This window comes from Lactococcus sp. UBA7128, assembly GCF_002492185.1.
Taxonomy (GTDB): domain Bacteria; phylum Bacillota; class Bacilli; order Lactobacillales; family Streptococcaceae; genus Lactococcus; species Lactococcus muris.
This window is the reverse complement of sequence record NZ_DKXK01000047.1, coordinates 1-26,504: the sequence shown is the minus strand read 5'-3', so window position 1 is coordinate 26,504 and position 26,504 is coordinate 1. Positions and strand designations below refer to the sequence as shown.

Genomic DNA, 26,504 nt, shown 5'->3' with positions numbered 1-26,504 from the left:
CAACTTTAGTATCATGGCACCGGGAACTATCTTCACCATGGCTAATGAGCAGTATCGTTATTTGGAGAATCAAGGTGGTGGGAATCATTTGATTATCCGGAATGAAAGTATACGTTCCGTGAGTTTTGAAGGAAAAGACACAGCATTAAACACTTGGTATGATGCTCTTGATTTAACAGTCCAAATGATGGTTCAACCTGTTGCGAATAGCTTTACAGTGGGAAATGTAACGGCAAATGATATTATTTGGGAGGGAGAGTTTAGATGGCGACCAACGAATTTAAATGACTTCCCAGTTGTCGCGGCAGACATTACCCAAGTTGACACAAGCGGTGCCCCTCGTGCCTTTGCACTCTCATTAGCAGATGTGACACGTTTATCCGGATCAGGGCTAGCTTTCTCTAACCACGATGAACGGGTGGGCTCTAATGATACTTATTGGGCTCTTCGAACCTTTGCTGATTCAAACAATGAATTTAATTGGCAAATATCTAATGCTGCTGGTTACGGACGGTTGCATTCAACTCGGACTAACACAGTAAGTTCTTCTGGAGGGATTCGTCCAGCCCTTATTGTTCAACAATAACTGAGCAAAAGGAGCAGTTGAAAAGTGATAAAAAATAACTGGTGAGGCAAATAAGAAGCAAAGCTATTTAAAATAAACTTCCGAGAAATAAAGAAAAAGCTCGTCTTTAATCGCGGCTGTGAAAAAGGCGAGTTTGTCTAAGAAACACAAAACAAGGAATCGTGAGCATTGAGCGATTCCTTGTTTTATTTGTCATGATTTTTATTATCGTTTCTAAGCAGTCTCTCATTCTGAAAGAATTTTTGTACCGTGTACGAAATTTGTTCCAGTCAAACTTGCGTATTCTTCAAAGTTATCAACAGTTACACCACCACCGATAATAATCGTGATTTTACCTTGGGCATATTGCACCAGTTCTGCGATTTTGGCTGTATTGAGAGGCTTATCTAAGCTGTCACCGTGCATGAGAATTTTGTCCACGCCTGCTTCAATCAGAGTATCAATAGCTTCATACTGATCTTCGATTTCATCAAAAGCCATGTGGAAAGTAACAGGAAGTCCCTGTGAGGCGACCATGAGTGTTTCGAGAGCTTCGGTATCAATCTTATTGTCTTCTGTCAAGGCACCCCAAACTAGGTTTTGAGCCCCTGCTTCAATAGCTTTTAAGATATCATTTTCCATGATTTTTAATTCATAGGAATTATAAACAAAATTCCCCCCACGTGGACGGATGATGACAGCTAAAGTAGTTTTTTGATCACCGATAAATTCAGCCGCTTGTTGAATCACGCCGTAGCTTGGTGTTGTTCCTCCGACAGCAAGGTTATCACAAAGTTCTATACGTTCGACTCCAGCAGCAACGGCACGAGGGATTTCAGTAAAGTTTTCGACACAAAGTTCACGAATAATCATATCATCTATTTTTCCTTTTCTGGCTTTTTATATATTATAGCAAAAAGAAAATGGGTTATGAAAAAATGAAAACGATCGAAAAAGAGAGTGAGAGACTTTATTTGGATTTATTATTCTGACTTCAGCTGGCAGAGTTTTAAAATTTAAAGCTTGGAGCTAAATGTTATAATAAAACCATGTTAAAAAAAATCGAGAAAGCTTATCTATACTTAGAAAAAAATATAGATAATCTACGCTGCCCTTTATGTCACCATTCTTTTACTTTGGAGCCTTATGCGCTCCGCTGCGACAAAAATCATACCTTTAATTTGAATAAAAAAGGCTATGTGAACTTCTTGCAAACGAAGCCCGATACGGCACACTATACGAAAAGGATGTTTGAGCCGAGGCGTCGTTTGATTGCTGCTGGGATGTACACGCCGGTACTGGAAGAAATTGAAAAACATCTGCAAGCAGGAAATCTTCTTGATGTTGGAACCGGTGAGGGAAAGTTTTTAAAGTTGCTGTCTCTTGAAGGGAATAAGTTTGGCTTTGATATTGCAAGAGACGGGATTGAGATGGCGACAGATTTGCCTTTTTCAGTCTTCCTCAGTTTGGCTGATCTGACAAATCTTCCTTTTGCAGATGCCTCCATGTCAACCGTATTAAATATCTTTAGTCCTTCAAATTACGAGGAATTTAAACGCGTTTTAAAGAATGAAGGGAAAATCATCAAAATCATACCAGACAGGTTTTACTTGCAAGAGTTACGTGCCGTTTATGGTCTGCCTATAGATTATGACAACAGTGACGTTATTCAACGCTTTAAGCAGGAATACCCAGATGCTTTACAAAAAGAATTGCATTACTGTTTTGAGTTGCCAGAAGAGCTGTATCTGGATTTTCTGGAAATGAGCCCTCTAGAATGGGCTGCTTCTTCTGAAGTAAAGGAGAAAGCGAGAGAAAAGCCACCAACTCAGGCAACAATCCATGTCCAAGTTTTAATTGGAACAAAATAAAAAACCTCAACTGAGGTTTTTGTGCTATTTTGACTTTGAGCTAGCTTTTACTAGGAATTAAAAATTATTATTTTGTGATGAGGTAAACAAGTTTTTTAATCCCCTTCTTACAGAGAAGAAAAACGATAAAACCAACGACAAGTGCAGCTGGAACAGCGACTAGACTACTTGTTACTGTGGTGAAAATGTAAATCATCATTGCCATGATAATTGAAAAGCTGGCAACGTTGAGAAAGAAAGTTAGCTCATGCACACGTTTATTAAGGTGCGTTTGTTCGGAGTTCAGCTCATCATACGAATAATATTCCTGTTTTTCATAAAAATCGTTTAAATTTTTTAATTCCATATTTACTTCCTAAGTTTTCCCGATAATTAAGTTCTATATTACATGATAACAAATTATGCAAATGTTTGCAAGGTGATTTCGTAACAAATGTTACAATTCATTTGAGAAAAAAATAAAATACAGTAAAAATCAGCTGTTCAGACCTTGTCAGAGTATGATATTTCTGATGAAAGGCAGCTTTGTTGCTTTTTTGTTATAATTGAGATTATGATTAAAATTACTACAACAGCAGAAAGTGTGGAGCAAGCCAAAGCGCTCCTTGAAGCTGGAACTGACAATCTTTATATTGGTGAAGCTGAGTTTGGCTTGCGTTTACCCACGGCACTTAGCTATGAAGAAATACGAGAAATTACTGCTTTGGCGCATGAGGCAGGAAAGACAGTTACTGTTGCGGTGAATGCCTTGATGCACGTGGATATGATGGCTAAAATCAAACCCTTCTTAGACTTCTTGCAAGAAATTAGAGTAGACAAGATAGCGGTGGGAGATGCAGGTGTCATTTTTGTCCTTCAAAGAGACAAGTATAATCTACCCTTTGTTTATGATGCTTCAACGATGGTTACATCAAGCCGTCAGGTAAATTTTTGGGCAGGACAAGGGGCTGTAGAAGCTGTTTTAGCTCGCGAGCTTCCCAAGGCAGAACTTGAAGCGATGACGGGAAATCTGGAAGTGCCGGGAGAAATTCTAGTCTACGGTGCGACGGTCATTCATCAAAGTAAGCGTCCTTTGATTCAGAATTACTATAATTTTATCAAGACAAAGGAAACTGGCAAAGACCGCGAGCGTAATCTTTTTGTCTCGGAGCCTAAAAAAGAGGATACCCATTACAGTATTTTTGAAGACAATCATGGGACACATATCTTTGCCAACGACGATCTTAATATGATGAGTGAACTGTCAGACTTGACGAAAATGGGCTTTGACCACTGGAAACTTGACGGGATTTATACACGTGGTGATGTTTTTGTTCAAGTAACAAAACGATTTATTGAGGCGAAAAAATGTATTGAAGCAGGAGAGTTTACAGCAGATAAAGCCTTTCAACTCGAAGAAGAAGTTCGCAAATTGCATCCAGCTGGACGGACTTTATCTCATGGTTTCTATGATTTTGACCCGAACGAAATTAAATAAAAACGAGTTGTAGCTAAGTTTAAAAAATAAAAAAAGTTTTGGTCGGCAGACCTTATCAAAAATCTTATCTTGAAAATAGGAGAAAAAATGCAAAAAAATTATACAAGACCTGAGGTACTTGCACCGGCAGGCACACTCGAAAAGCTTAAAGTCGCTATTGATTATGGTGCAGATGCTGTGTATATTGGCGGTCAAGCCTATGGTTTACGCTCACGTGCGGGAAATTTCACCTTTGAAGAAATGCGTGAGGGAGTTGAATATGCAGCTGCACACAATGCCAAAGTTTATGTTGCAGCAAACATGGTGACACATGAGGGAAATGAAGAAGGAGCAGGCGAGTGGTTCCGTACCCTGCGTGATTTAGGAATATCTGCGGTTATCGTTTCCGACCCAGCACTAATTGCCATCTGTGCTGCAGAAGCACCTGGCCTTCCTATCCATCTGTCTACCCAGTCTTCAGCAACGAACTATGAAACTCTGGAATTCTGGAAAGGGCTAGGTTTAGAGCGTGTGGTATTGGCGCGCGAGGTTTCTATGGAAGAATTAGCGGAAATCCGGAAACATACGACTGTTGAAATCGAAGCCTTTGTTCACGGGGCCATGTGTATTTCCTACAGCGGACGCTGCGTTCTTTCAAACTATATGAGTATGCGTGATGCTAACCGTGGAGGATGCTCTCAGTCTTGCCGCTGGAAATATGACCTTTATGATATGCCTTTTGGCAGGGAACGTAAGTCCATCAATGGAGAAATTCCTGAAGAGTTCTCAATGTCAGCTGTTGACATGAGTATGATTGAACATATTCCAGATATGATTAAAAATGGTGTAAATTCTCTAAAAATTGAAGGGCGTATGAAGTCTATTCATTATGTTTCTACAGTTTCTAACGTTTACAAAGCAGCTATCGATGCTTATCTCGAAAGTCCTGAAAAGTTTGAAGAAATCAAGCAGGATCTGATTGATGAACTGTGGAAGGTTGCACAGCGTGAACTAGATACAGGCTTTTATTACGGTATTCCTGATGAAAACAAGCAACTCTTTGGCGCACGTCGCAAGATTCCAGAATACAAGTTTATCGGAGAAGTTGTGGCATACGATGCAGAGCGCAAAGTGGCGACGATTCGCCAGCGTAATGTGATTACAGAGGGGGACACGATTGAGTTTTATGGACCAGGTTTCCGTCATTCTGAAACCACAATCCAAAACTTGCGTTTAGCAGAAACCGGTGAACCAATTGATCGCGCACCAAACCCAATGACACTTTTGTATATTGATGTGGAAACCCCTGTGAAGCCTGGTGACATGATTCGGAAATCAGGGGCTGGTTTAATCAACCTCTATGATAAATCAGGCGCAGCAAAGACTGTCCGTGCCTAAAAAATAGAGTAAGGGCATGCAATGATTGAAAAGAAAAAACTGGGTGTTTATTTTGGTACATTTGCTCCTTTGCATAAAGGGCATCAGCAGCAAATATACAAGTGCGCGGCGCTTAATGATCAAGTGCTTTTGGTTGTATCAGGTTATGCAAAGGATAGAGGAGATAAGATTGGTTTACCTCTGGAGCAGCGCTATCGTTACTTGCAAGAAGCTTTTGCAGATGAGGCTGATATTTCTGTTGCAAAGTTGGATGAAACAGACTTGCCACCAATGCCTCAAGGCTGGGACGATTGGTTTTCTCGCTTGCTGGAATTGCTAAAAGATTATGACAGTCAGAGGATTACCTTTTATGTAGGGGAGCCTGATTATGTGACAGAGTTGCAGGCTCGTTTTCCGAAAGACGAACGCGAGTACAGGGTAGAAATTGCAGACAGACAAGATGTCAAGATATCGGCAACAGAAATCCGTGAAGATCCTTTGCTGCATTGGCAGGATATAAATCCTGTTTTTCGCCGTCATTTTACTAAAATTGTTGGAGTTGTTGGAGGGAAGCAGAGTGGTAAGACAACCTTAGCTCGACGTTTAGCGCGCTCTTTTAACGATGCGCCTTTTGCAAAAGACATTGAAAAGGCTCTTGTTTCTTCGGGAAATCAGGGATTGGTCTTTATTGATAATAACTTAGCACCAAACATGGACTTGGTTCTCCTCATTCCCTCAAATAAAGACGCCTCTCTTTTGAAAGAGATAGAGAAGCAGGGGTTGACAGATAAAATGGTATGTTTGGATGATAAGGAAACAGCTCGTGATACTCATGCTTATCTCAGCCGTTACTATCATGCCATTGATGTGATTGGTCAATATACGGGCGTTAAAATTGAACGTTTAAAATATGAGTAGAAAAAGGTAGACATCAGTATCTAGAGTCTAGGAAAATGCAGACATGTGTATGTTGCTTTTATAAATGAATAAAGCTATACTTGTACTTAAATATTATTAATGAAAAACTTTGTGACTCAAAGTAATGGAGGGTAAAATAAAATGACAGTCTTAGTGCTTGGAGGCGCAGGCTATGTGGGAAGTCATGCTGTTGATATGCTGCTGGCGCGTGGCTATGATGTTGCAGTGATAGACAATCTGGTGACAGGGCATCGTGAAGCAGTACCTGCAAAGGTTCGTTTCTATGAAGGAGATGTCCGCGATCATGACTTTTTGGCTGAGGTTTTCAAAAAAGAAGATAACATTGAAGGCCTGATGCATTTTTGCGCCTATTCATTAGTGGGGGAGTCGATGCAAAAACCGCTGATGTATTTTAATAACAATGTGGGGGGAGCGCAGGTTATACTGGAAGCTATGGAAGAATTTGGTATCAAACATATCGTTTTCTCAAGTACAGCAGCAACTTTCGGTATACCAGAAGAAAGTCCAATTTCTGAAAAAACACCACAAAAACCGATAAATCCATACGGTGAAAGTAAGCTCATCATGGAAAAAATGATGAAATGGCAATCTCAAGCAACAGATATGACTTATGTAGCACTACGCTATTTCAATGTTGCAGGGGCAAAAGATGACGGCAGTATCGGTGAAGCGCATAAAAACGAAACCCACCTGATTCCACTTATCTTACAGACAGCGCTGGGACAGCGTGATTTTATCACGATTTATGGTGATGATTACAATACCCCTGATGGCACTTGTGTTCGTGATTATATCGATATGGAAGATTTGATCGAAGCGCACATTAAAGCCTTGGAATATCTAAAGTCTGGCGGAGCTTCTGACCAGTTTAATCTTGGTTCTTCTAAAGGTTACTCAAATCTCGAAGTCTTAGAAACAGCACGTCGTGTGACGGGCAAAGAAATCCCTGCAAAGATGGGAGAACGTCGCCCGGGTGATCCGGATATGCTTGTTGCAGACTCAACCAAGGCGGGTAAAATCTTAGACTGGCATGTAAAAAATGATTTGGAACACATTATTGAGAATGCTTGGAAATGGCATAGCTCACATCCAAATGGATATTAAGAAAAGCAAAAGTAGCCTTAATAGAAAGGCTATTTTTTGCTTTTGAGAGAAAAAATAAAAAATGTAAAAATATAAACAAGGAGAGAAAATAAGCAGATAAAAGTTGCATGAAAATGCAAAAAATGTTATATTAAGGAAATGTTTTTGATGTAAATGAAAGTGAAATTATAGGAAAATAAATGGAAAATAAAAAAGGAATGGGACTAATAGCCCTGATATCCATCGTTGTGTCAAGTGCCATAGGTGGAGGGGTATTTAACCTTTCCAATGATTTGGCCAATGGAGCCACGGCTGGCGGTGTTATTGTCGCATGGTTCTTTGTAGGTTTGGGGCTCTTGACTCTTGTTTTAAGCTTAAACCATCTTATTATTAATAAACCAGAACTCTCAGGGGTTTCTGACTATGCTCGGGAGGGTTTTGGGGATCTGGTTGGTTTTCTTTCTGGCTGGGGCTATTGGCTTTCCACTTGGCTTGGAAATATCGCTTTTGCAGTACTGATGATGATTTCCATGGATTATTTTTTTCCCGGAAAATTTGCAAATCCGAATGGGAGCTTAACCATACTTGCAGTTGTTACAGTATCTGCTCTTTCTTGGCTTCTATCTTTACTTGTCAGCAAGGGTGTGGAGTCTGCGGCGGTTGTTAATGCTATCGTCTTAGTGTGTAAACTGATACCGATTTTTGTCTTTATGATTGCCGGGATTTTGATGTTTAAGCTAGGCATCTTCACGACAGAGTTTTGGAACAATGTTTCTGAAAATGCTCAAGGTATGATTCAAATACAGGGGGCTATGACAGCAGGCGGTTTACTTGAACAAGTCAAAAGCTCCCTTATAGTCATGATTTGGGTCTTTGTTGGTATAGAGGGAGCTGCGATGATGGGAGATCGCGCCAAGAAAAAATCTGATGCGGGGCGTGCAACCATCGTTGGACTCATCGTTTTACTTTTTATCTATGTTTTACTTTCCTTATTGCCGTTCGGTTATTATGAACAAGCCGAGTTGGCTGCTATGAAAACACCAGGGATGGTTTATATTTTAAAAGATATGCTTGGTGATTTTGGTGGGGCTTTGATGGCAGTTGGTTTAGTCGTCTCGGTACTAGGTGCTTGGCTTTCATGGACTATGCTTCCAGTGGAGTCAACAACACAGCTGGCCAACCAAAAATTACTCCCAGAGTGGTTTGGCCGTTTGAACAAGTATAATGCACCGGCAAATTCGCTGTGGCTCACGCAAATTTTTGTTCAACTTTTCATCATTGTCACTTTCTTTGTAGCCAATGCTTATAATGTCATGGTTTATCTCTGTACTGCCTGTATCATGATTTGTTATGCTTTGGTTGGTGCTTATATGATGAAACATGGCTGGGAAGAAAAAAATATTAAAAATATGTGGATAGGATTCATTGCTTTTGCTTTTCAAGCTTTAGCACTTTGGCTTTCTGGCTGGCAATATGTTTGGATGGGGTCTATTCTGTATGCTATCGGTTTTGTCTTCTATCATATGGCGAAGAAAGAAAATAAGAGCAAACTTTCTCATGTCGAAGTACTGTCGATTCTTTTGATTATTACATTGTCAATTTTTGCAGTTATTGGCTTGGCGGGTAATCATTATGGTTTAAGAGAGTTACTCGGATTGTAAAGAGTATTAAAAATTCGGAATCAGAGTTCCGAATTTTTTTGTTCTAATTTTGAGTAGTGGTCATTTTTGATGTGGACCAAAATCCGAAGCTCTTCTTCTAGCTTATCCTTTTGTTGACGTAAGGCGCGTTCTTGCTCTACAAGAAGTGAAATTCTTTCCAGTAATGTAGCGTCTCCCTCTTGAGATAGGGACCTAAATTTACTGAGACGCTTTGCTGTCAGTGGTGGCTCTTTCTTATTCATGTTTTATAATTTCTCCTTGTTTCACATTGAAAATACTCAAGTTTTCAGGTAAATTTTTGAGATGATCAAGTGTTGTTGTGGTAATAAAGGTCTGTGTTTTTCCAAGACTTGTTTCTAAAAGATCCAGCTGACGGTTATTGTCAAGTTCACTCATAACATCATCAAGCAAAAGGATAGGATATTCGCCTGTTTCCTCAAAGATCAAATCAATTTCGGCTAACTTAATCGATAAGGCCACTGTTCTTTGCTGCCCTTGACTACCAAAGTCAGCAACATTGATGCCATTGACAAAAAAAGTGAGATCGTCACGATGAGGACCGACAGAGGTTTGATGGCGAAAAATATCTTTATCCCGCGCTTTTTCTAAATCATCAAGGAGAGATTCAGAACTTATTTTATAGCCAATCTTTAGCTCTTCCAAACCGTGTGTGAGTTGATGATGAATTTTTTGCGCTAAGTTTTCTAACTTGGAAATAAAACTGTGACGTTCCGCACTAATCTTTTGCCCATGTTCAGCTAGCTGACTATCGAGGACGTCTAAAAAAGTAGTATCAATCTGCTTGCGCTCTAATTTAAGATAAGCGTTGCGCTCCTTCAAAGCGCGGTTATAGCGAACAGAATTATGGAGATAAACAGGACGAATTTGGCCAATCTCCATGTCAAGAAAGCGGCGACGAACGCTCGGTGCTCCCTTGATGAGCTCTAAATCTTCGGGCGCAAACATGATGAGATTAAGCTGACCGATGTAGTCAGCCAAACGGTTTTCTTTGAGATGATTAACCTGAGCGGTACGCCCTTTAGGAGTCAAGGCAACTTCTAATGGCACATTGCTGTGTCCTTTATAAACCGTTCCTGAAACCTTCATTTCTTTCGCGTCCCAGCGTATCAACTCACGATCGTGATGTGTGCGATGGCTTCTTGTGAGGGCGAGAAAGTAGATGCTCTCTAAAATGTTAGTTTTCCCCTGAGCATTTTGCCCCAAAAAGATATTCAGATGAGGATGGAAGTCAAGGGAGAGATGAGTATAATTTCGAAAATTATAAAGCTGAATATTGTTAAGTTTCATGTTTATTTAGCGCCAGGAAATCTTGGCTTAGTGGCTTTCTTAGGTTTTTGGCTTTTGACCTGAGCGTTCATCTTTTTAACAAGAGCTTTGACACGTTCTTCTTCAGCCCTGTCTTCTTCATATGCAGCAACTTCCTCAGCAGAGGCCTGAACAAACTTGATGAATAGCTCAAATTTCGGAATTTCTAAAATATCACCTGCACGGAGTTTTTTTCCTCGGCGGTTTTCAGCTGTCTTGTTTAAGAAAATATTGCCCTCATTTTCAGCAAGAAAGAGCTTGGCTTGTCCTCCTGTATTCACGATAGCTAACTCTTTGATGACTTGCCCTAATGTAATATATTCTTCAAATAAAGTATAATTTTGCATAATACTATTTTAGCATAAAGAGTCTCAAAAATAGTGGAAATTTTGCTATAATAGATATATTACAGCTCTTGCTCTTTTAGCTTGGAATGTGTTTTTTCATCCTTTAAAAGGAGGAGTAGACAAGGGATAACTATGAAACTAGCCAACGGAGTAAATCTCCATGTTATAAGGGAAACAAAATTTAAAACAATACGTATCATGGTACGTTTACGTGAAGAACTTTCACGAGAAAATATTGCTAAACGTGTGATTATTTCTAATCTATGGGAAACTACTAATACAGCATATCCAACGGCTCAAGCTTTTTCGAGTCGTTTATCAGAACTCTATGGCACCTCTTTTTCAACAGCAGTGAATAAAAAGGGCAGTCAACATCTTTTAAGCATCCATATGAGTCTTGTCAATCCTAAGTTTGTTGGTGTGGATACTTTGGCAGGTGCTGTTGATTTTATGCATAAGGCACTCTTTAGCCCAGATAAGAATGTTGAGGTCTTCCAACGTGAAAAGACAAATCTTATTAACTATCTTAAGGCAATGAACGAAGACCGTTCTTATTATGCGAGTCGTCAGTTGGCTACCCTTTTTTTTACTGATGAAAATCAAGCCCTTCCGGGTGTGGCTACTGTAGAACTTTTAGAGAGTGAAACAGCAGAAGCTGTCTTTAATTACTATACAGAGATGCTCAATCACAACCTTATTGATATTTTTGTCCTAGGTGATGTGGAAAAAACTGAAGTTGTGCGCTTGTTCCAGACCTTTGACTTCAAGGACCGTCAGGGACATTCCGATATTTTTTATAAACAGGGAATTAAAGATTATCAGGAAAAAACTGAAGAGAAAGAGGTGCAACAGTCTATTTTGCAAATGGCTTTTGCACAACCAGCGACTTATGGTAGCCCGGACTATATGACTTTACAAGTGATGAACGGTCTTTTTGGTGGCTTCGCTCATTCTAAATTATTTATGAATGTCCGTGAAAAGGCAGGTCTGGCTTACTATGCGAGTTCAGCATTTGATAGTTTTACAGGTTTATTAAGGGTCAATGCTGGAATCGATGCAGGAAATTATCAGCAAGCCCGTGCACTTATTTTAGAGCAGCTTCAGGCTCTCCAGTCTGGAGACTTTACAGCACAAGAAGTCGAGCAAACGAAGATAATGCTTAAAAATTCTTACTTCATGTCGCTCGATTCTTCTTCAAACTTGATTGAGCAAGCTTTTATTCATGAAGTTTTACCTGAACTCTATATTGATGAAGCAACCTTTTTGAAGGAACTGGAGGCTGTGACTAAGGAAGATATCATGCGCTTGGCGCAAAACTTAACACTACAGGCCCAATATTTCATGAAAGGGGAAGTCTATGCAGAAGAAGAGTTATGAAAAAACAGGAGAAATTCTCTATACTGATGTTTTGGCAAATGGCTTGACCGTTTATTACCTGCCAAAGCCGGATTATAATCGTACATATGGGCTTTTTACCACCAATTTTGGGTCGCTTGACACATCATTTGTTCCCTTGGGTAGCCAAGAAATGAAGACCTTTCCGGAAGGAATTGCTCATTTTCTAGAACATAAACTTTTTGAGAAAGAGGAAGGCGATGTGATGGGCAAGTTTGGTGCCTATGGTGCTCAAACAAATGCATTTACCAGTTTTTCAAGAACGTCTTATCTTTTTTCGACACGTGAAAATATTTATGCGTGTGTCGCCTTGCTGCTTGATTTTGTCCAAAAGCCTTATTTTACAGCAGAAAATGTCGCCAAAGAGCAGGGAATTATTCAGCAAGAAATTCAGATGTATCAAGATGATAGCGATTGGCGCTTATTTTCAGGACTTTTGGCTTCACTTTACCCTGATTCACCCCTAGCAGATGACATTGCTGGAACGCCACAATCCATTAAAGAAATAACAGCAGAAGATCTCTACATAAACTATGAAACGTTCTACCACCCATCAAATATGAATCTCTTTTTAACAGGACCTTTTGATGTTGAGCAGATGGCGAAGTTTGTGAGTGAAAATCAGGAGAAAAAAACTTTTGTTAAGACAGAAGCGATTCAGAGAAAAATAGTTGAAGGCAGTCAGCCAATTCAAGGAAGAACCTTAAAATTTGAAGTCGCGATGCCTAAGCTGGCTCTGGGTTTTCGTGGAGAAGACCCGCTTCCAACGGATGCGCGTGAATTGTTAGAGTATAAGCTTTCTAATCAGTTGCTTCTAGATATGCTTTTTGGCAAAACGAGTCACCGATACGAGGAGATGTACAATGCAGGCTTAGTGGATGATTCTTTTGGATATGGTTTTGACATGGACAAGAGTTTTCACTTTGCGAATATTACAGCAGATACTGAAAAACCAGAACAAGTAAGTAAAGTTTTGCAGGAAGCTTTAAAAAGTTATAAAATAGATAAAGATTTTGAAAAAGAAAATCTAGAAATACTGAAGCGTGAAACATTAGGAGATTATTATAAATCCTTAAACTCTTTAGACTACATAGCCAATCAATTTTCTTCAAATATTTATGGCGATCTTAACTTCTTTGATCTTCCTGAGATTTTATCCGAGTTGACCCTTGAAAAAATCAGCAGGCATGCTGAAAAATTTGTAGCGAATATGCAAATTGTAGATTTTATTATCTACCCCAAATAATACGAACAGTTATGAGTAAATCCATGTATTTTATAAATCTGAGAGGAGGACATGGTGGCAATTAAAACAATAGGCGAAGTCCTCAAAGACAAGAGAACAGAACTTGGCCTTGGGCTGAGTGAAGCCGAAAAACTTACAAATATTCCGAAATTATATATTATTGCCTTAGAAACAGGTGACTATAAGGCTTTACCTGGTGATTTTTATATTAAAGCCTACCTTAAACAATACGCTGAGAAGCTAGAACTTGATGCAGATCAAATCATGTTGGCTTATGAAAAAGATGGTTCGATGTCTGTTGAAGAACACGAGGACATCCAGGAAACTTATCGTTTTGTAAAACCGAGTGAACGTGTAGAAGAAGAGGAAGAGGAGAACAATAAACCTGCATGGCGCTACTACCTTCCGATTATTTTACTTTCTACCGTTGCTTTAGCGATTGTTGGAAGTGTTACTGCTGTCGTACTTTTAAATCGTCCGCAAAATAGTAATTTGAACGATGTTTCTTACACTTATCAGACCAGTGAAACTGCAAAAACGACAGAAGATGAAAAAACAGCAGAATCAACAGAAAAAGCAGATGAGACAAAACCAGAGCCAGAAAATCAACTTGCGGTCACAGGGAGTGGAACGCAGCTCAATGTTAACTTGACGAATGCGAGCCTTCCTTCTCAAATTGTATTCACGACAGCAGCAGGGACAGTCACCACCATTTCACTGACAAATGCGGATTGGGCTACAGCGCGTACGTTATCTGATGCAGAAAATACAGCAACAGCAATCATAGGTACGGGCTTGACAGAGTCAACGATAAGACTTTCAAATACACAAGGACTTACGATGACGATTAATGGTAATAATGTTGACTTGTCTAACTTAAGACAGGGCGTTCCAGTAAACATCCAGCTTACTATAACTTATGCAAGTACAACAGCCACTCCAGCAGAATGAGACACTGTTAAAATTATAAAAGAAAGCAATTATGAAAAAAGAAAAACTCCCTAATCAACTAACGATACTAAGAATCTTTATGATTCCACTCTTTCTTATTGTTCTTTATCTGCCACATGGTGCAGCTGTTGGTACAAGCTATGTTTCGTGGATTGTTGCAGCGATTATCTTTGCTGTAGCCTCAATCACTGACTGGCTTGATGGCTATTTGGCACGCAAATGGAAAGTTGTTTCTAATTTTGGTAAGTTTGCAGATCCGTTAGCGGATAAAATGTTAACAATGGCTGCATTTGTGATGTTAATTGCACTAGGATTAGCTCCAGCTTGGGTTGTTGCCATCATCGTATGTCGTGAACTTGCTGTGACCGGACTTCGCCTTTTATTGGTTGAACAAGGTGGTGCAGTCTTGGCTGCAGCTATGCCAGGGAAAATTAAAACATTTACACAAATGTTGTCGATTATTTTCTTGTTAATTGGTGATCCTATTTATATTGGCACACTCTTACTTTATGTTTGCCTTATCTTCACGATTTATTCCGGCTATGATTACTTTGCCAAAAATATGCAAGTATTTAAGGACTAATTCAATATTAGGGCTTGAAAAAAAAGAAGGTCTGCGTTATACTTAACTTAAAGAGAGTAAGACTCGGCTGAAAGCTTACATAAAGTTAATGTGACTGTATAAAACGATAGCAACGTTATAGCTAAACTGAGGTTCTGGAAGACAGGACAAATTTAGGTGGTACCGCGATAAGATTACTGACGCCCTAGAGCTCTTGCTTGGGGCGTTTTAATGTGTTACCAGCATTGCGCCTGAAGGCGCTAATGCTGGGCGGCAAGCCCTATAGGACCTTGCCTAAACACTTTATTAGGTAAAATGCAAAAAAATTATCGTTTTTTGCACTTTACCGTCATAATATACCATCGCGTGCTTGAAGGTACTCATGCTGGGCGGCAAGCCTTACAAGGCCTTACCTGATAATGCCTTATCCTATAGCTAAGACTGTTAATGTTGGTCAGCAGGTCTCACAAGGGCTTTCCTGATAATGTTTTAACCACAAATGTATTCAATTACAAAGGAGATAATATGAAATTACAAAAACCAAAAGGTACGGCAGACATTCTGCCTCAAGAGTCACAAAAATGGCAATATGTAGAAATGATGGCCCGTGCAGTATTTGAAGATTATAATTTCAGAGAAATCCGTACACCACTTTTTGAAAGTTACGAGCTGTTCAGTCGGGCAACAGGTGAAACAAGTGACATCGTAACTAAAGAAATGTATGATTTTGACGACAAAGGTGGACGTCATATCGCTTTGCGTCCTGAAGGGACAGCTTCAACTGTTCGCGCTTATATTGAAAATAAACTCTTTGCTCCAGAAGTGCCCAAACCAGTAAAAATGTATTATATGGGTTCGATGTTCCGTTACGAACGTCCTCAATCTGGACGATTACGCGAATTCCACCAATTTGGTGTGGAATGTTTCGGAGCGAAAAATCCAGCGATTGATGTCGAAATTATCGCCATGGCGCAATCATTATTTGAACAAATCGGTATCTCTGGTGTAACACTTCACTTGAATTCTTTGGGTGACTTAGAGACACGTAAGGCTTATCGTACAGCTTTGATTGATTATTTGACACCTTTTGAAAGTCAGCTTTCGAAAGACAGCCAACGCCGCCTTCACGAAAACCCTCTGCGAGTACTTGACAGCAAGGAAAAAGAAGACAAGGAAATCGTCAAGGGTGCACCATCTATCTTGGACTATCTTACAGAAGAGTCTCAAAATCACTTTGACATGACCCGTGAACTGCTCGATGGTTTGGGTATTGATTATGTCATTGATACCAATATGGTTCGCGGTCTGGATTACTACAATGATACAATCTTTGAATTTATCGTGGATGTCAAAGGACAAGAATTGACGGTTTGTGCAGGTGGCCGTTATGATGGTCTGGTTGAATACTTTGATGGACCTGCCACACCAGGTTTTGGATTTGGACTGGGTGTAGAGCGCTTGTTGATGGTTGCTGAAATGCAAGGCGTTGATTTCCATGAAGAAGATACACTTGATGTTTATATTGCCGTTATGGGAAACAAAGCCAGCTTAGCAGCGACACAACTTGCAGAAAGTCTTCGTGCTCAAGCCTTTAAAGTTGAACGAGATTTTTCTAACCGTAAACTAGGTGCTCAATTTAAATCAGCTGAAAAGGCAAAAGCAGAAGTGATAATTACGCTTGGTGACAATGAAGTGGAAACAAGTGAAATTACAGTTAAACATAACCAAACGCGTAAAGAAGTAAAAACAACTTTGGCAGAAGTTGCGAAAGGTTTTGCGCCTATCTTTGAAGAAGCGCTTGGAGAATAAAAAGTTCAGTAGTTCCAAGGAACCTGAGGACTAAAGAAACGTAAGGAGATTAAACTTGAAGAGAACAAACTATGCAGGAAATATTACAGAAGAGTATTTAAACCAAGAAGTTACCGTAAAAGGTTGGGTTGCAAAGCGCCGTAATCTTGGCGGCTTAATCTTTATTGATTTGCGCGACCGTGAAGGCATTGTCCAGATTGTGGTTAATCCTGAAACAGCAACAAAAGAAATCGTAGAAGCTGCAGATAAAGTTCGTAACGAATACGTACTTGAAGTTACAGGTAAAGTTGTTGAGCGTGCCAGCAAAAACGAAAATATTAAAACAGGTGGAATTGAAATTGAAGCGAATCAAATGAAAATTCTTAGTACTTCAAAAACAACACCATTTGAGATTAAAGATGGTGTGGAAGTGCTTGACGATACGCGTTTGAAATATCGTTATCTCGACTTACGCCGCCCAGAAATGCTGAACAACATTACGATGCGTCATGCGACAACGCGTGCTATTCGTAGTTACTTGGACGATCAAGGATTCATCGATGTCGAAACACCTTTCTTGAACAAGTCAACACCAGAAGGTGCACGTGATTATCTTGTCCCTTCTCGTGTCAATAAAGGCGAGTTTTATGCTTTGCCACAAAGTCCACAGCTTATGAAACAATTGTTGATGACTGCAGGTCTCGATCGCTACTACCAAATCGTAAAATGTTTCCGTGACGAAGACTTGCGTGGCGACCGTCAACCAGAATTTACACAGGTCGACTTAGAAACAAGCTTCCTTGGGGAAGAAGAAATTCAAGATTTGACGGAAGGCTTGATTGCGAAAGTTATGAAAGACGTTAAAAATGTCGATATAACTTTACCGTTCCCACGTATGAAATACGATGATGCCATGAACTTCTATGGTTCAGATAAGCCAGATACACGCTACGAGATGCTCTTGCAGGACTTGACAGACCTTGCGAAAACTGTAGATTTCAAAGTCTTTAGCGAAGCACCTGTTGTTAAAGCCATTGTCGTTAAAAATAATGCCGATAAGTACTCTCGTAAAGCTATTGATAAATTAACAGAGCAAGCCAAGCAAAATGGGGCCAAAGGCTTGGCTTGGATCAAGTTTGAAGACGATAAATTGGCTGGTCCTATTGCTAAATTCTTGACAGATAAAACATCAGAATTCGTTGAAACTTTGGGCTTAGAAAACAACGACTTGGTTCTCTTTGTGGCAGACAGTTTAGAAGTGGCAAATTCAGCACTGGGTGCTTTACGTCAAACGATTGCCAAAGAGCAAGGCTTAATTGATTATTCGAAATTCAATTTCCTCTGGGTTATTGATTGGCCAATGTTTGAGTGGTCAGAAGAAGAAGGCCGTTATATGAGTGCGCATCACCCGTTCACTTTACCAACTGCTGAAACACAAGGGGAACTTTCAGGAGACCTTAGTAAAGTCCGTGCGCATGCTTACGACATCGTTTTGAATGGCTACGAACTCGGTGGTGGTTCACTCCGTATTAATACCCGTGAATTGCAAGAAGAAATGCTTAAAGCACTCGGCTTTAGTTTAGAAGATGCCAATGCGCAATTTGGTTTCTTGTTGGAAGCTTTAGACTATGGCTTCCCACCACACGGAGGATTGGCCCTTGGTTTGGACCGTTTCGTGATGTTGCTTGCAGGCAAAGACAATATTCGTGAAGTCATTGCTTTTCCTAAGAATAATAAAGCCACAGACCCGATGACACAAGCGCCATCAGTAGTCAGTGAAAGCCAACTGGAAGAATTGAGAATTAAACTTGAAAAACTTGACTAAATTTATCAACATGCTTGGTGGCTGGGAAAAGTTGACACATCGTTTCTCAGCATCTGTCTTATATGGAATCACTTCTGCTTTTGCACTGAATTTCTTTTACCAACCTGGAAGAGTCTATTCTAGTGGTGCTACAGGTGCAGCCCAGGTGGCAACTGAGATTTTTACACGGATGATGGGGTATAACTATCTGCCCATATCGGTAACGCTCTTTCTGATTAATGTTCCCTTGATGATTTTGGCATGGTTCCGCTTGGGAAAACAGTTTACCTTGTTTACTTTGCTGACTGTTACCATGAGTTCTGTTTTTATCCACTTTGTCCCAGAAACAACGCTGACACCTGATCCGATCATCAATGCCATCTTTGGTGGTACTATTATGGGTACAGGAGTTGGTTATGCCATGCGTAATGGTATTTCAAGTGGGGGTACGGATATCATTGCCCTTTATATCCGCAAGAAAACGGGACATAATGTTGGAACACTAGGATTTATCGTTAATGGTGTGATTATCTTTACTGCTGGAGTGCTTTTTGGCTGGGAATACATGCTTTACTCCATGATTGCTATTTTTGTGAGCTCACGTGTCACAGATGCTATCTTTACACGTCAAAAACGGATGCAGGTCATGATTGTCACCGAGAATCCTGAAATCATCATCCGCAAACTCTTTGAAAAGATGCATCATAGTGCAACAATTTTGAATAATGCTGAAGGTGCTTATTCACATGAAAAACGGACAATCTTGTTTACAGTTATTACAATGTACGAATATCAAGATTTTAAAGAAATCATTACTAAATATGACCCAAAAGCCTTTGTTTCCATCTCGGAAAATGTCCGTGTTATCGGTAACTTTAGTGAGATTACAGATTAAGTTGACAAAACGGTTGTTTTAGTATAAATTAGAGAAAGCCTCTGTCATTTTTGACAGAGGCTTTACGAGAAATTACAAAGCTATTTTTACAATATTAATAAAAATAGTATTAGATTGGAGAGTTGTATGAAGGATATGAGCCTCATTAAAATCCATTTTCGCAACTTTATTGCCATTAGTTTAGGAGCAGTCATCTTTGCTTTTGGATTTGTAAAGTTAAACATGGCCAATCAGCTGGCTGCTGGGGGACTTTCTGGGATAACCTTGATATTACATGCCTTACTCGGATTGGATCCGGCTATTAGCCAGTTCATTCTGAATATTCCTTTGCTTTTTATTGGGTACCGTTTCTTAGGACAGCGGACTTTTATCTATACAGTTTATGCGATTGTTAATGTTTCGCTTTTCCTTTCTGTCTTTCAGACCTTTGATTTTAATATCAATCTTCTGCATGATAACTTAGTTGCAGCTCTCTTAGCTGGGGTCTTTGCTGGAGCAGGAGTTGGAATCATCTTCCGTTTTGGCGGAACAACTGGGGGGTCAGATATCATTGCACAGCTGTTGCAAATTAAGCGCGGTACAGCAGTGGGACGTGTCATTTTCACGATTGACCTTTTTGTAATGACACTCTCTCTTACTTACATTGATGTGAATCATATGGTTTACACACTAATTGCAAGTTTCGTTGCGGCTCAGGTCATCAACCTTATCCAGTCAGGAGGATATACTGTTCGGGGAATGCTCATTATCAGTCCCAAGTATCAAGAAATTGCAAATGCGATTCTTGCAGAGCTTGGACGCGGTGCGACATTTTTACATGGAGAAGGAGCTTACTCTGGAACTGAGAAACGCGTCGTCTATGTGGTGCTTAACCCTCGAGAAGTTATGACCGTTAAGGCCTTGATTGGGGAGATAGATCCTCAAGCCTTTTCAACAGTAATAAATGTCCATGAAGTTATGGGAGACTTTACTTATCCTCAAAGTAAGTATAAACGTAAGAAAAAGTGAGTAATAAAAAAGAAGAATCATCAAGACTCTTCTTTTTTATTTTGACCAGCTGTTATTGGAACAACTTAGATGTCAAGCGTTCACCCTCAAGTCGACCAACAGAAGAAACACCTTCTACGTCAGAAGAATCTGCATTGACACCATCTTTGATAATTTGTAAGCGATCAATAGCTTGGTTGATTTGAATCAAACTTTGTGTTTGGTTTTCAAAACTATAGTTGCTAATCTCACGTTTAGCTTTCTTAAGATGAATGATAGCTTTTTCAATTTCGACAATAGCCTTTGATGTACGCATAGAGTCCCTCCTTGTTTTATAGTACTAACCTTATTATAACAGAAAAGTAAAGAATCTGCTTTTCTATAATTTGCGATCAAGGCCAAAGTCAAGAAACATCCAACTTTTGACTTTGGTCTAATAGAAAACTGGGAGTCGATAAAAAAAGACCAACAAAAGAGCTGATCCATTAGTTCTGCGCAACGAAATCATCTAAAATAGTAACGATTTCTTCCTGAGTTGTTGCCTGATTTACTGCAACTTTAACTTTGGCTGCACGTTTGGCTCCCTTGAGGTAGTAAGCTGCATGTTGGCGAAATTCACGTGAAGCGAGATTATCGCCTTTGAGGTCAACAAGACGTTGCAAGTGAATCTTAGCGATGCGCATTTTTTCATCTACAGTGGGTTCAGGAAGGAGCTCACCTGTACGAAGATAGTGTTCTGTACGATGAAGCATCCACGGATTTCCGAGAGCAGCACGACCGATCATGACTGCATCAACACCCGTTTCATCAATCATACGTTTGGCATCTTCAGGTGTTTTCACATCACCATTTCCGATAAAAGGAATGTTAATGTTGCCTGCTACTTTCTCAAGCCATGTCCAGTCGGCTTTACCTTCATAAAGTTGGGCGCGTGTCCGTGCATGCATGGCAACAGCTGCGCCACCGGCCGCTTCGATAGCCTTGGCATTTTCGACAGCGTAGAGATGATCAGAATCCCAGCCGATACGGATTTTTACAGTCAGTGGCAGATCAATCGCTGAACTGACAGCTTTCACGACATCGTAAACCTTATCTGGATTGAGAAGTAAGCGGCTGCCTGCTTCATTTTTAGTGACTTTAGGAACAGGACAGCCCATATTGATATCAATGATATCAGCTACTGTATTCTCTTGCACAAATTTAGCCGCTTCAACCAGTGTATCAACTTCGCCACCAAAAATTTGCATCGAAAGTGGATGAGGCACGCCTTCAAAGTCCATCATTTGAAGGGTTTTTTTGTTGCGGTGCTCGATCCCTTTATCAGAAATCATTTCGGTAACGACAAGACCGGCTCCAAACTCTTTAGCTGTTGTCAGGAAGGCTTTATTATTAATCCCCGCCATTGGGGCGAGTACGATTTTATTAGCAATTTCTATATCCCCAATTTTCCAAGGGCGTGTGTATTTTGAATCCATAGTCATAGAGAATATTTTAACATTTTTTAGAAGATTTACTCAAACTTTGCACTGAAAAAACCTCCGCAGGTTATTTTGCGAAGGCTTTTGAATTTTTTAAGTGGTAAATAACCGCTTTATTTTTTGGCGAACGGAAACTTCTTGGGTTTGGGTTGTCAAAAAAGTTGCAATATCGCCGGCGTGGAGTAGTGTATCTCCATGTGGAATAATCTTTTCCCCATTGCGCTGAATGGAAATGAGAAGACTGTCTTGTGGCAGGTGAAGATTTTGAACAGGCTGATGGTCGGCTTCAGAATCAAACTGTACCAAGGCTTCAATCATAATATGCCCCCCTTTTTCAGTAGCAATTTCAGAATCTGTGGTGAGAAGATTGTGGAGTAATGAATGATAGATTGGTTCAGAATGCAAAAGTTCAGCGACAAGATAGGAAATAAGAGAAACAAAAGCCAGAGGTAAAAGATGATCAAAAGAGCCGGTCATTTCGACCAAAAGTAAGATACCTGTCATTGGTGCACGAACAATAGCAGTAAATGTCGCAGCCATGGCTAAAATTATAAAATTAGGAAAGAGGTTGGGAGACAGATGCAAAGAGGAAATAACCACTGTAGCAAAAATACTACCCAAACTGGCACCTAGAATTAAAAGTGGAAAGAAAATTCCTCCCGGAACTCCAGAGATATAGCTTATGATAGAAATTATAAATTTCGATACAAAGATGAGGCAGAGAAAAGCAAGCCCCCAACCTAGAGTGAGTTGAGCGATTAAGTGATGACCACTTCCGCTGATTATTGGAAAAAAGAGCGCTGCAAGAGCAGAAATGATAAAACTCAAAAAAACACGAAGAAAAGGACTTTTTATTTTATCTTGCACGAGATCTTGCCCTTTTACAAGAGCGTAGTTATACACAGCACCGAAGATTCCCATGAGTATGCCTAAAAGCAAGAGAAGCCAGTAGTCTGAAAGAGGAAAGCCACTGACGATCTGAAAGTTAAAGATACTTGCAGACCCAAAAATAACACGGGAGGCAGCATCTGCAATGATAACAGAGGTCATACAGGTTAATAAAATCAGTGGTGAAAAGTAGCTGAAAATTTCCTCTAAAACAAACATGATACCAGAGAGTGGTGCGTTAAAGGCTGCGGATAAACCTGCTGCAGCACCTGAAGCAATCAGCAAACGCTGATGACGCTCAGTAGCAGCAAATTTTTCTCCAATGGCTTGTCCCATAGCAGCTCCAAGTTGGATAGAAGGTCCCTCACGCCCCAAAGAAAGACCTGCAAACATAGCCAGAGTTCCACCGACAAACTTAGCCCAGGCAGTCGTAAACCAGTCAGGTTGGAAATATCCAAGTAGCTGCCCCTTGATTTGAGGAATTCCACTGCCGGTAGACATGGGATATTTTTTCATTAAAGTACTGACAATAAACGCGAGGAGAAGCAAAGCGGGAAGTAAGAGAAGAACATAGATGAGATGTCTTCCAGCTTGCTGATATAAGAAGGCCCCAAATTTTTCAGCCGCGGAAAGAGCTAAACGATAAAAGCTGGCAAGGAAGCCAGCTGTAAGTCCAACCAATAGGCTTAAAAAAATTAAACCTATATTTTTGTTTGAGGATTGTGACAAATCTTTAAGCAGCAGCTTCATTTTTGAACAGCTCCTAAAATTAAATCATTAAGCTCTTTTTCTGTAAATTCATATTTACGATTACAAAACTGGCAAACAATTTCAGCACCATGGTCTTCTTCAATCATCTCGGTAATCGCTTTGCTACCAAGACCTTGTAATCCTTTAGCGAAGCGTTCTTTTGAACAGTCGCATCTAAAAGCTAAAGAGGATTCAGCAAGAACAGTGTAGTCCATTTCTCCATAAATTGCGGCGAACATTGATTCAAGGGGATTCTCATTTAAAAGTATTTCTGAAATACTTGGCATTGTTTTGATATTTTTTTCTATCAAGGCAATTTCATCATCAGTTGCATCTGGCAGGGCCTGTAGCATAAACCCACCAGCAATTTTGACACTGTCTTCTCCCTCGTTCAGCAGGACATTTAGACCAACAGAAGAAGGAGTTTGCTCACTTGAGAGGAAGTACCAAGCTAAATCTTCTCCAATTTCCCCTGTGATGAGATCCGTTTGCCCAGTATAAGGTTGACGTAACCCCATGTCTTTAATAACAACAAAGAAGCCATTTCCAATGAAAGGAGCAACGAGTACTTCGCCAGTCGAGGTTTTTTTGTAGTCGAGCTCTTTGTTTTGGACATAACCTTTAACGTTTCCATTAGCATCAGCGACAGCAATAATTGCACCCATAGCACCATCACCCAAGATTTTGACCGTAATTTTACTGTCCCCTTTTTCATTAGCGCCCAAAATTTGAGCAGCAATCAGGGTACGACCGAGCGCAACAGTAGAAGAAGGCATCGTTTGATGCCGCTCTTGCGCTTCACGGACTGTCAATGTTGAATCAAGAGCAAAAGCACGAAAGTGACCATTTTTTGAAATGGATTTTAGTATTTTATCAGTCATAACTCCTTCTATTTTAACATATTTTTAAGGACAGTGATTGTTATGCCTGTATTTCTAAAGTGATGTTTTACATAAAGTATAAGGGCGGTCAAAAAGTCAATATTTTTAGGAAAAGTTGAAATAAAGTTTGATATTTCCGAACAAAAGCATATTTTTTATAAAAGACATTTATTTGTTCTAGATTTTCAAAAATAATTTTTGCTATAATGGGAATAGTGCGATAGGAGCTTTTCAATATCAAAATGCCAGCTGTATCATCACAAGAGAGATATAGAGCGTACAAATATTAAAAGAAAAGAGAGCTATTATGCCATCAGTTGTTGTTGTAGGAACGCAGTGGGGAGATGAAGGGAAAGGTAAAATTACAGATTTCCTCAGTTCAGATGCCGAAGTTATTGCGCGTTACCAGGGAGGGGATAATGCCGGTCACACGATTGTGATTGACGGCTTTAAGTACAAACTTCACCTTATTCCATCAGGTATTTTCTTCCCGGAGAAAACATCTGTTATCGGTAATGGTGTGGTGATCAATCCCAAAGCTTTGGTTAAAGAAATTGCTTACCTCCACGAAAACGGTGTAACAACAGATAACCTGCGTATCTCAGACCGCGCCCACGTTATTTTGCCTTACCATATCAAATTAGACGCCCTTCAAGAAGAAGCGAAAGGCGATCAAAAGATTGGTACAACAATCAAAGGTATTGGACCAGCTTATATGGATAAAGCAGCTCGTGTTGGTATCCGTATCGCAGACCTTTTGGATAAGGAGATTTTTGAAGAACGTCTACGTACAAATCTCGAAAACAAAAACCGTGAATTCGTTAAACTTTACGACAGTGAAGCACTTGATTTCGATGAAATCTTTAACGAATACTATGAATACGGTCAACAAATTAAAAAATATGTAGCGGACACTTCAGTTATCTTGAACGATGCGCTTGACGAAGGTCACCGTGTCCTCTTTGAAGGTGCCCAAGGTGTGATGCTAGATATCGACCAAGGAACTTATCCGTTCGTCACATCATCAAACCCATTGGCAGGCGGAGTAGCTATCGGTTCAGGTGTTGGTCCAACAAAAGTTGATAAAGTAGTTGGTGTATGCAAAGCCTATACTTCACGTGTTGGAGACGGTCCATTTCCAACAGAACTTTTTGATGAAACAGGTCATCAAATTCGTGAAGTTGGCCATGAATATGGCACAACAACAGGTCGACCACGTCGTGTAGGTTGGTTCGATGCAGTTGTTATGCGTCACTCACGCCGTGTTTCAGGTTTGACTCATCTTAGCTTGAACTCGATTGATGTTCTTTCAGGTTTGCCAACGGTAAAAATCTGTGTGGCTTACGAACTTGATGGAAAAGAAATCACGCACTACCCAGCAAGCCTTAAAGAGCTAGAGCGTTGTAAACCAATCTATGAGGAAATGCCGGGTTGGTCTGAAGACATCACAGGAGTGCGTACACTTGAGGAGTTACCAGAAACAGCGCGCAACTATGTTCTTCGTGTCGCTGAACTTGTAGGTGTTCGTATCTCAACATTTTCAGTTGGTCCAGATCGCGACCAGACAAATGTTTTAGAAAATGTTTGGGAAGCTTAATTAAATAAATTTCAAAAGCAAGCAACCATTGATTTGGTTGCTTTTTTTTGGTGAGAATACATCTTTTTTATCGTATTAGTTAGTGAAAAAGTTATCATGGTATTTTAAGGAGAGAGGCTCTTGAAAAGTAGAAAAAAGCTGGTGTTGTTTTTAGGATTAAGTCTTGTACAAATACTTATTGCTGTGTTTATAGTTGTGAAAAGAGAGGATTTTATTTATATATTTCCCGCAAAGGAACCGCAAACCTTAAGAGAGTTAGCCTATGACAAAGATAGGCGTTTGGGCTACACCGTTCACATTAAGGAAAATGGCAAGTTAGTACCTTATCTGGTGCTTACGAAAAATTATATTGATCAAGGGAATGTCTTACTACTTCGAAAGCATCTTGTAGAGCCGCCCATGTCTTTTCGGGATGGTTGGGAAGAAGCCTACTACGGACACAGCATACCGGATGCCTTTATGCACAAGGACTTTATCAAGCGTTTGTCTAAAGATGTGCAGGAAAATATCCCCCTCACAGAGCTGGGAATAAAACCCTCGGCAAAAAATGCAGGAATGGGGCACATAGAAAAAATAAATCGGAAACTTTTCTTGCTTTCAGACATTGATGTAGGAAATTACAAGGGTAGAGTTCGTTTTGAAGATGACCGTAACTTA

Annotated in this window: 25 protein-coding genes and 1 pseudogene; 17 read left to right on the top strand and 9 right to left on the bottom strand. The window is 40.0% G+C overall.

Annotation, left to right across the window (positions count from 1 at the left end):
* Positions 1-586: pseudogene (locus B4H39_RS05520) on the top strand (hypothetical protein); the annotation flags it as partial.
* A 225-nt stretch (positions 587-811) separates the two neighbouring features.
* Here the strand turns inward: B4H39_RS05520 and B4H39_RS05515 are convergent.
* Positions 812-1,438, bottom strand: coding sequence for a copper homeostasis protein CutC (locus B4H39_RS05515; protein ID WP_202231146.1), 627 nt, complete (start codon positions 1,436-1,438; stop codon positions 812-814).
* 176 nt (positions 1,439-1,614) lie between these two features.
* Between B4H39_RS05515 and B4H39_RS05510 the strand changes: the two genes are divergently transcribed.
* A complete protein-coding gene (locus B4H39_RS05510) occupies positions 1,615-2,436 on the top strand; it encodes a putative RNA methyltransferase (protein ID WP_251422405.1) in 822 nt (273 codons plus the stop codon).
* 67 nt (positions 2,437-2,503) lie between these two features.
* Here the strand turns inward: B4H39_RS05510 and B4H39_RS05505 are convergent, their stop codons facing one another.
* Positions 2,504-2,782 carry a DUF3270 family protein gene (locus B4H39_RS05505; RefSeq protein ID WP_202231148.1) on the bottom strand — a complete coding sequence of 93 codons (279 nt, stop codon included), beginning with the start codon at positions 2,780-2,782 and terminating at the stop codon, positions 2,504-2,506.
* 207 nt (positions 2,783-2,989) lie between these two features.
* Between B4H39_RS05505 and B4H39_RS05500 the strand changes: the two genes are divergently transcribed.
* The 5 genes from B4H39_RS05500 to B4H39_RS05480 all read left to right on the top strand — a co-directional run bounded on the left by B4H39_RS05500 (position 2,990) and on the right by B4H39_RS05480 (position 8,952).
* Positions 2,990-3,913: a peptidase U32 family protein gene (locus tag B4H39_RS05500; RefSeq protein WP_251422408.1), complete on the top strand. Its 924-nt coding sequence runs from the start codon at positions 2,990-2,992 to the stop codon at positions 3,911-3,913.
* Between the two features lie 87 nt (positions 3,914-4,000).
* On the top strand, positions 4,001-5,290 hold the full coding sequence (locus B4H39_RS05495) for a peptidase U32 family protein (protein WP_202231150.1): 1,290 nt from the start codon (positions 4,001-4,003) through the stop codon (positions 5,288-5,290).
* A gap of 21 nt (positions 5,291-5,311) precedes the next feature.
* Positions 5,312-6,187 (top strand): adenylyltransferase/cytidyltransferase family protein, encoded by an 876-nt coding sequence (locus tag B4H39_RS05490; RefSeq protein ID WP_251422410.1) that lies wholly within the window; start codon positions 5,312-5,314, stop codon positions 6,185-6,187.
* 141 nt (positions 6,188-6,328) lie between these two features.
* Positions 6,329-7,312 carry a UDP-glucose 4-epimerase GalE gene (gene galE / locus B4H39_RS05485; protein ID WP_251422413.1) on the top strand — a complete coding sequence of 328 codons (984 nt, stop codon included), beginning with the start codon at positions 6,329-6,331 and terminating at the stop codon, positions 7,310-7,312.
* A gap of 179 nt (positions 7,313-7,491) precedes the next feature.
* Positions 7,492-8,952, top strand: coding sequence for a basic amino acid/polyamine antiporter (locus B4H39_RS05480; protein ID WP_251422416.1), 1,461 nt, complete (start codon positions 7,492-7,494; stop codon positions 8,950-8,952).
* Between the two features lie 20 nt (positions 8,953-8,972).
* Here B4H39_RS05480 and B4H39_RS05475 read toward each other — a convergent pair whose 3' ends face one another.
* Genes B4H39_RS05475 through B4H39_RS05465 form a run of 3 tightly spaced genes read right to left on the bottom strand, consistent with a single transcriptional unit; the run spans position 8,973 to position 10,625 of the window.
* Entirely contained in the window at positions 8,973-9,194 is a 222-nt protein-coding gene (locus B4H39_RS05475; RefSeq protein WP_251422418.1) for a transcriptional regulator, read from the bottom strand.
* On the bottom strand, positions 9,187-10,260 hold the full coding sequence (gene recF, locus B4H39_RS05470; RefSeq protein WP_251422422.1) for a DNA replication/repair protein RecF: 1,074 nt from the start codon (positions 10,258-10,260) through the stop codon (positions 9,187-9,189). The genes B4H39_RS05475 and recF overlap by 8 nt, the downstream gene beginning before the upstream one ends.
* A 2-nt stretch (positions 10,261-10,262) precedes the next feature.
* On the bottom strand, positions 10,263-10,625 hold the full coding sequence (locus B4H39_RS05465; RefSeq protein WP_251422425.1) for an RNA-binding S4 domain-containing protein: 363 nt from the start codon (positions 10,623-10,625) through the stop codon (positions 10,263-10,265).
* 132 nt (positions 10,626-10,757) lie between these two features.
* Between B4H39_RS05465 and yfmF the strand changes: the two genes are divergently transcribed.
* The 8 genes from yfmF (at position 10,758) to B4H39_RS05425 (ending at position 20,274) form a co-directional block, all read left to right on the top strand.
* Positions 10,758-12,002 carry an EF-P 5-aminopentanol modification-associated protein YfmF gene (gene yfmF, locus B4H39_RS05460; RefSeq protein ID WP_251422428.1) on the top strand — a complete coding sequence of 415 codons (1,245 nt, stop codon included), beginning with the start codon at positions 10,758-10,760 and terminating at the stop codon, positions 12,000-12,002.
* Complete coding sequence (gene yfmH, locus B4H39_RS05455; protein ID WP_251422431.1) at positions 11,983-13,266, top strand: EF-P 5-aminopentanol modification-associated protein YfmH; 1,284 nt, start codon at positions 11,983-11,985, stop codon at positions 13,264-13,266. Before yfmF ends, yfmH begins: the two co-directional genes overlap by 20 nt.
* Before the next feature lie 51 nt (positions 13,267-13,317).
* The gene (locus B4H39_RS05450; protein WP_251422434.1) at positions 13,318-14,217 is read left to right on the top strand and encodes a helix-turn-helix domain-containing protein; all 900 of its coding nucleotides are present in this window, start codon (positions 13,318-13,320) and stop codon (positions 14,215-14,217) included.
* A gap of 31 nt (positions 14,218-14,248) precedes the next feature.
* Positions 14,249-14,800, top strand: a complete 552-nt coding sequence (pgsA, locus tag B4H39_RS05445; protein WP_251422437.1) for a CDP-diacylglycerol--glycerol-3-phosphate 3-phosphatidyltransferase — start codon at positions 14,249-14,251, stop codon at positions 14,798-14,800.
* A gap of 504 nt (positions 14,801-15,304) precedes the next feature.
* Positions 15,305-16,588, top strand: a complete 1,284-nt coding sequence (gene hisS, locus B4H39_RS05440; protein WP_202231160.1) for a histidine--tRNA ligase — start codon at positions 15,305-15,307, stop codon at positions 16,586-16,588.
* 55 nt (positions 16,589-16,643) lie between these two features.
* Complete coding sequence (gene aspS, locus B4H39_RS05435) at positions 16,644-18,392, top strand: aspartate--tRNA ligase (protein WP_251422440.1); 1,749 nt, start codon at positions 16,644-16,646, stop codon at positions 18,390-18,392.
* Positions 18,393-18,402: 10 nt separating this feature from the next.
* Complete coding sequence (locus tag B4H39_RS05430; RefSeq protein WP_286927537.1) at positions 18,403-19,266, top strand: YitT family protein; 864 nt, start codon at positions 18,403-18,405, stop codon at positions 19,264-19,266.
* Between the two features lie 126 nt (positions 19,267-19,392).
* Positions 19,393-20,274 carry a YitT family protein gene (locus B4H39_RS05425; RefSeq protein WP_202231162.1) on the top strand — a complete coding sequence of 294 codons (882 nt, stop codon included), beginning with the start codon at positions 19,393-19,395 and terminating at the stop codon, positions 20,272-20,274.
* A 52-nt stretch (positions 20,275-20,326) separates the two neighbouring features.
* Here B4H39_RS05425 and B4H39_RS05420 read toward each other — a convergent pair whose 3' ends face one another.
* The 4 genes from B4H39_RS05420 to hslO form a co-directional block, all read right to left on the bottom strand.
* Entirely contained in the window at positions 20,327-20,569 is a 243-nt protein-coding gene (locus B4H39_RS05420; RefSeq protein ID WP_202231163.1) for a hypothetical protein, read from the bottom strand.
* 169 nt (positions 20,570-20,738) lie between these two features.
* Positions 20,739-21,734 (bottom strand): tRNA dihydrouridine synthase DusB, encoded by a 996-nt coding sequence (gene dusB, locus B4H39_RS05415; RefSeq protein WP_251422443.1) that lies wholly within the window; start codon positions 21,732-21,734, stop codon positions 20,739-20,741.
* Between the two features lie 90 nt (positions 21,735-21,824).
* Positions 21,825-23,369: a ClC family H(+)/Cl(-) exchange transporter gene (locus tag B4H39_RS05410; RefSeq protein ID WP_251422446.1), complete on the bottom strand. Its 1,545-nt coding sequence runs from the start codon at positions 23,367-23,369 to the stop codon at positions 21,825-21,827.
* On the bottom strand, positions 23,366-24,250 hold the full coding sequence (gene hslO / locus B4H39_RS05405; protein ID WP_251422449.1) for an Hsp33 family molecular chaperone HslO: 885 nt from the start codon (positions 24,248-24,250) through the stop codon (positions 23,366-23,368). Before hslO ends, B4H39_RS05410 begins: the two co-directional genes overlap by 4 nt.
* Before the next feature lie 307 nt (positions 24,251-24,557).
* Here hslO and B4H39_RS05400 point away from each other — a divergent pair, with 307 nt between their 5' ends.
* Together B4H39_RS05400 and B4H39_RS05395 are read left to right on the top strand one after the other, a co-directional pair.
* Positions 24,558-25,847 (top strand): adenylosuccinate synthase, encoded by a 1,290-nt coding sequence (locus B4H39_RS05400; protein ID WP_251422452.1) that lies wholly within the window; start codon positions 24,558-24,560, stop codon positions 25,845-25,847.
* A gap of 120 nt (positions 25,848-25,967) precedes the next feature.
* The coding region (locus B4H39_RS05395) for a DUF6273 domain-containing protein (RefSeq protein WP_286927536.1) at positions 25,968-26,504 on the top strand (537 nt) is incomplete at its 3' end.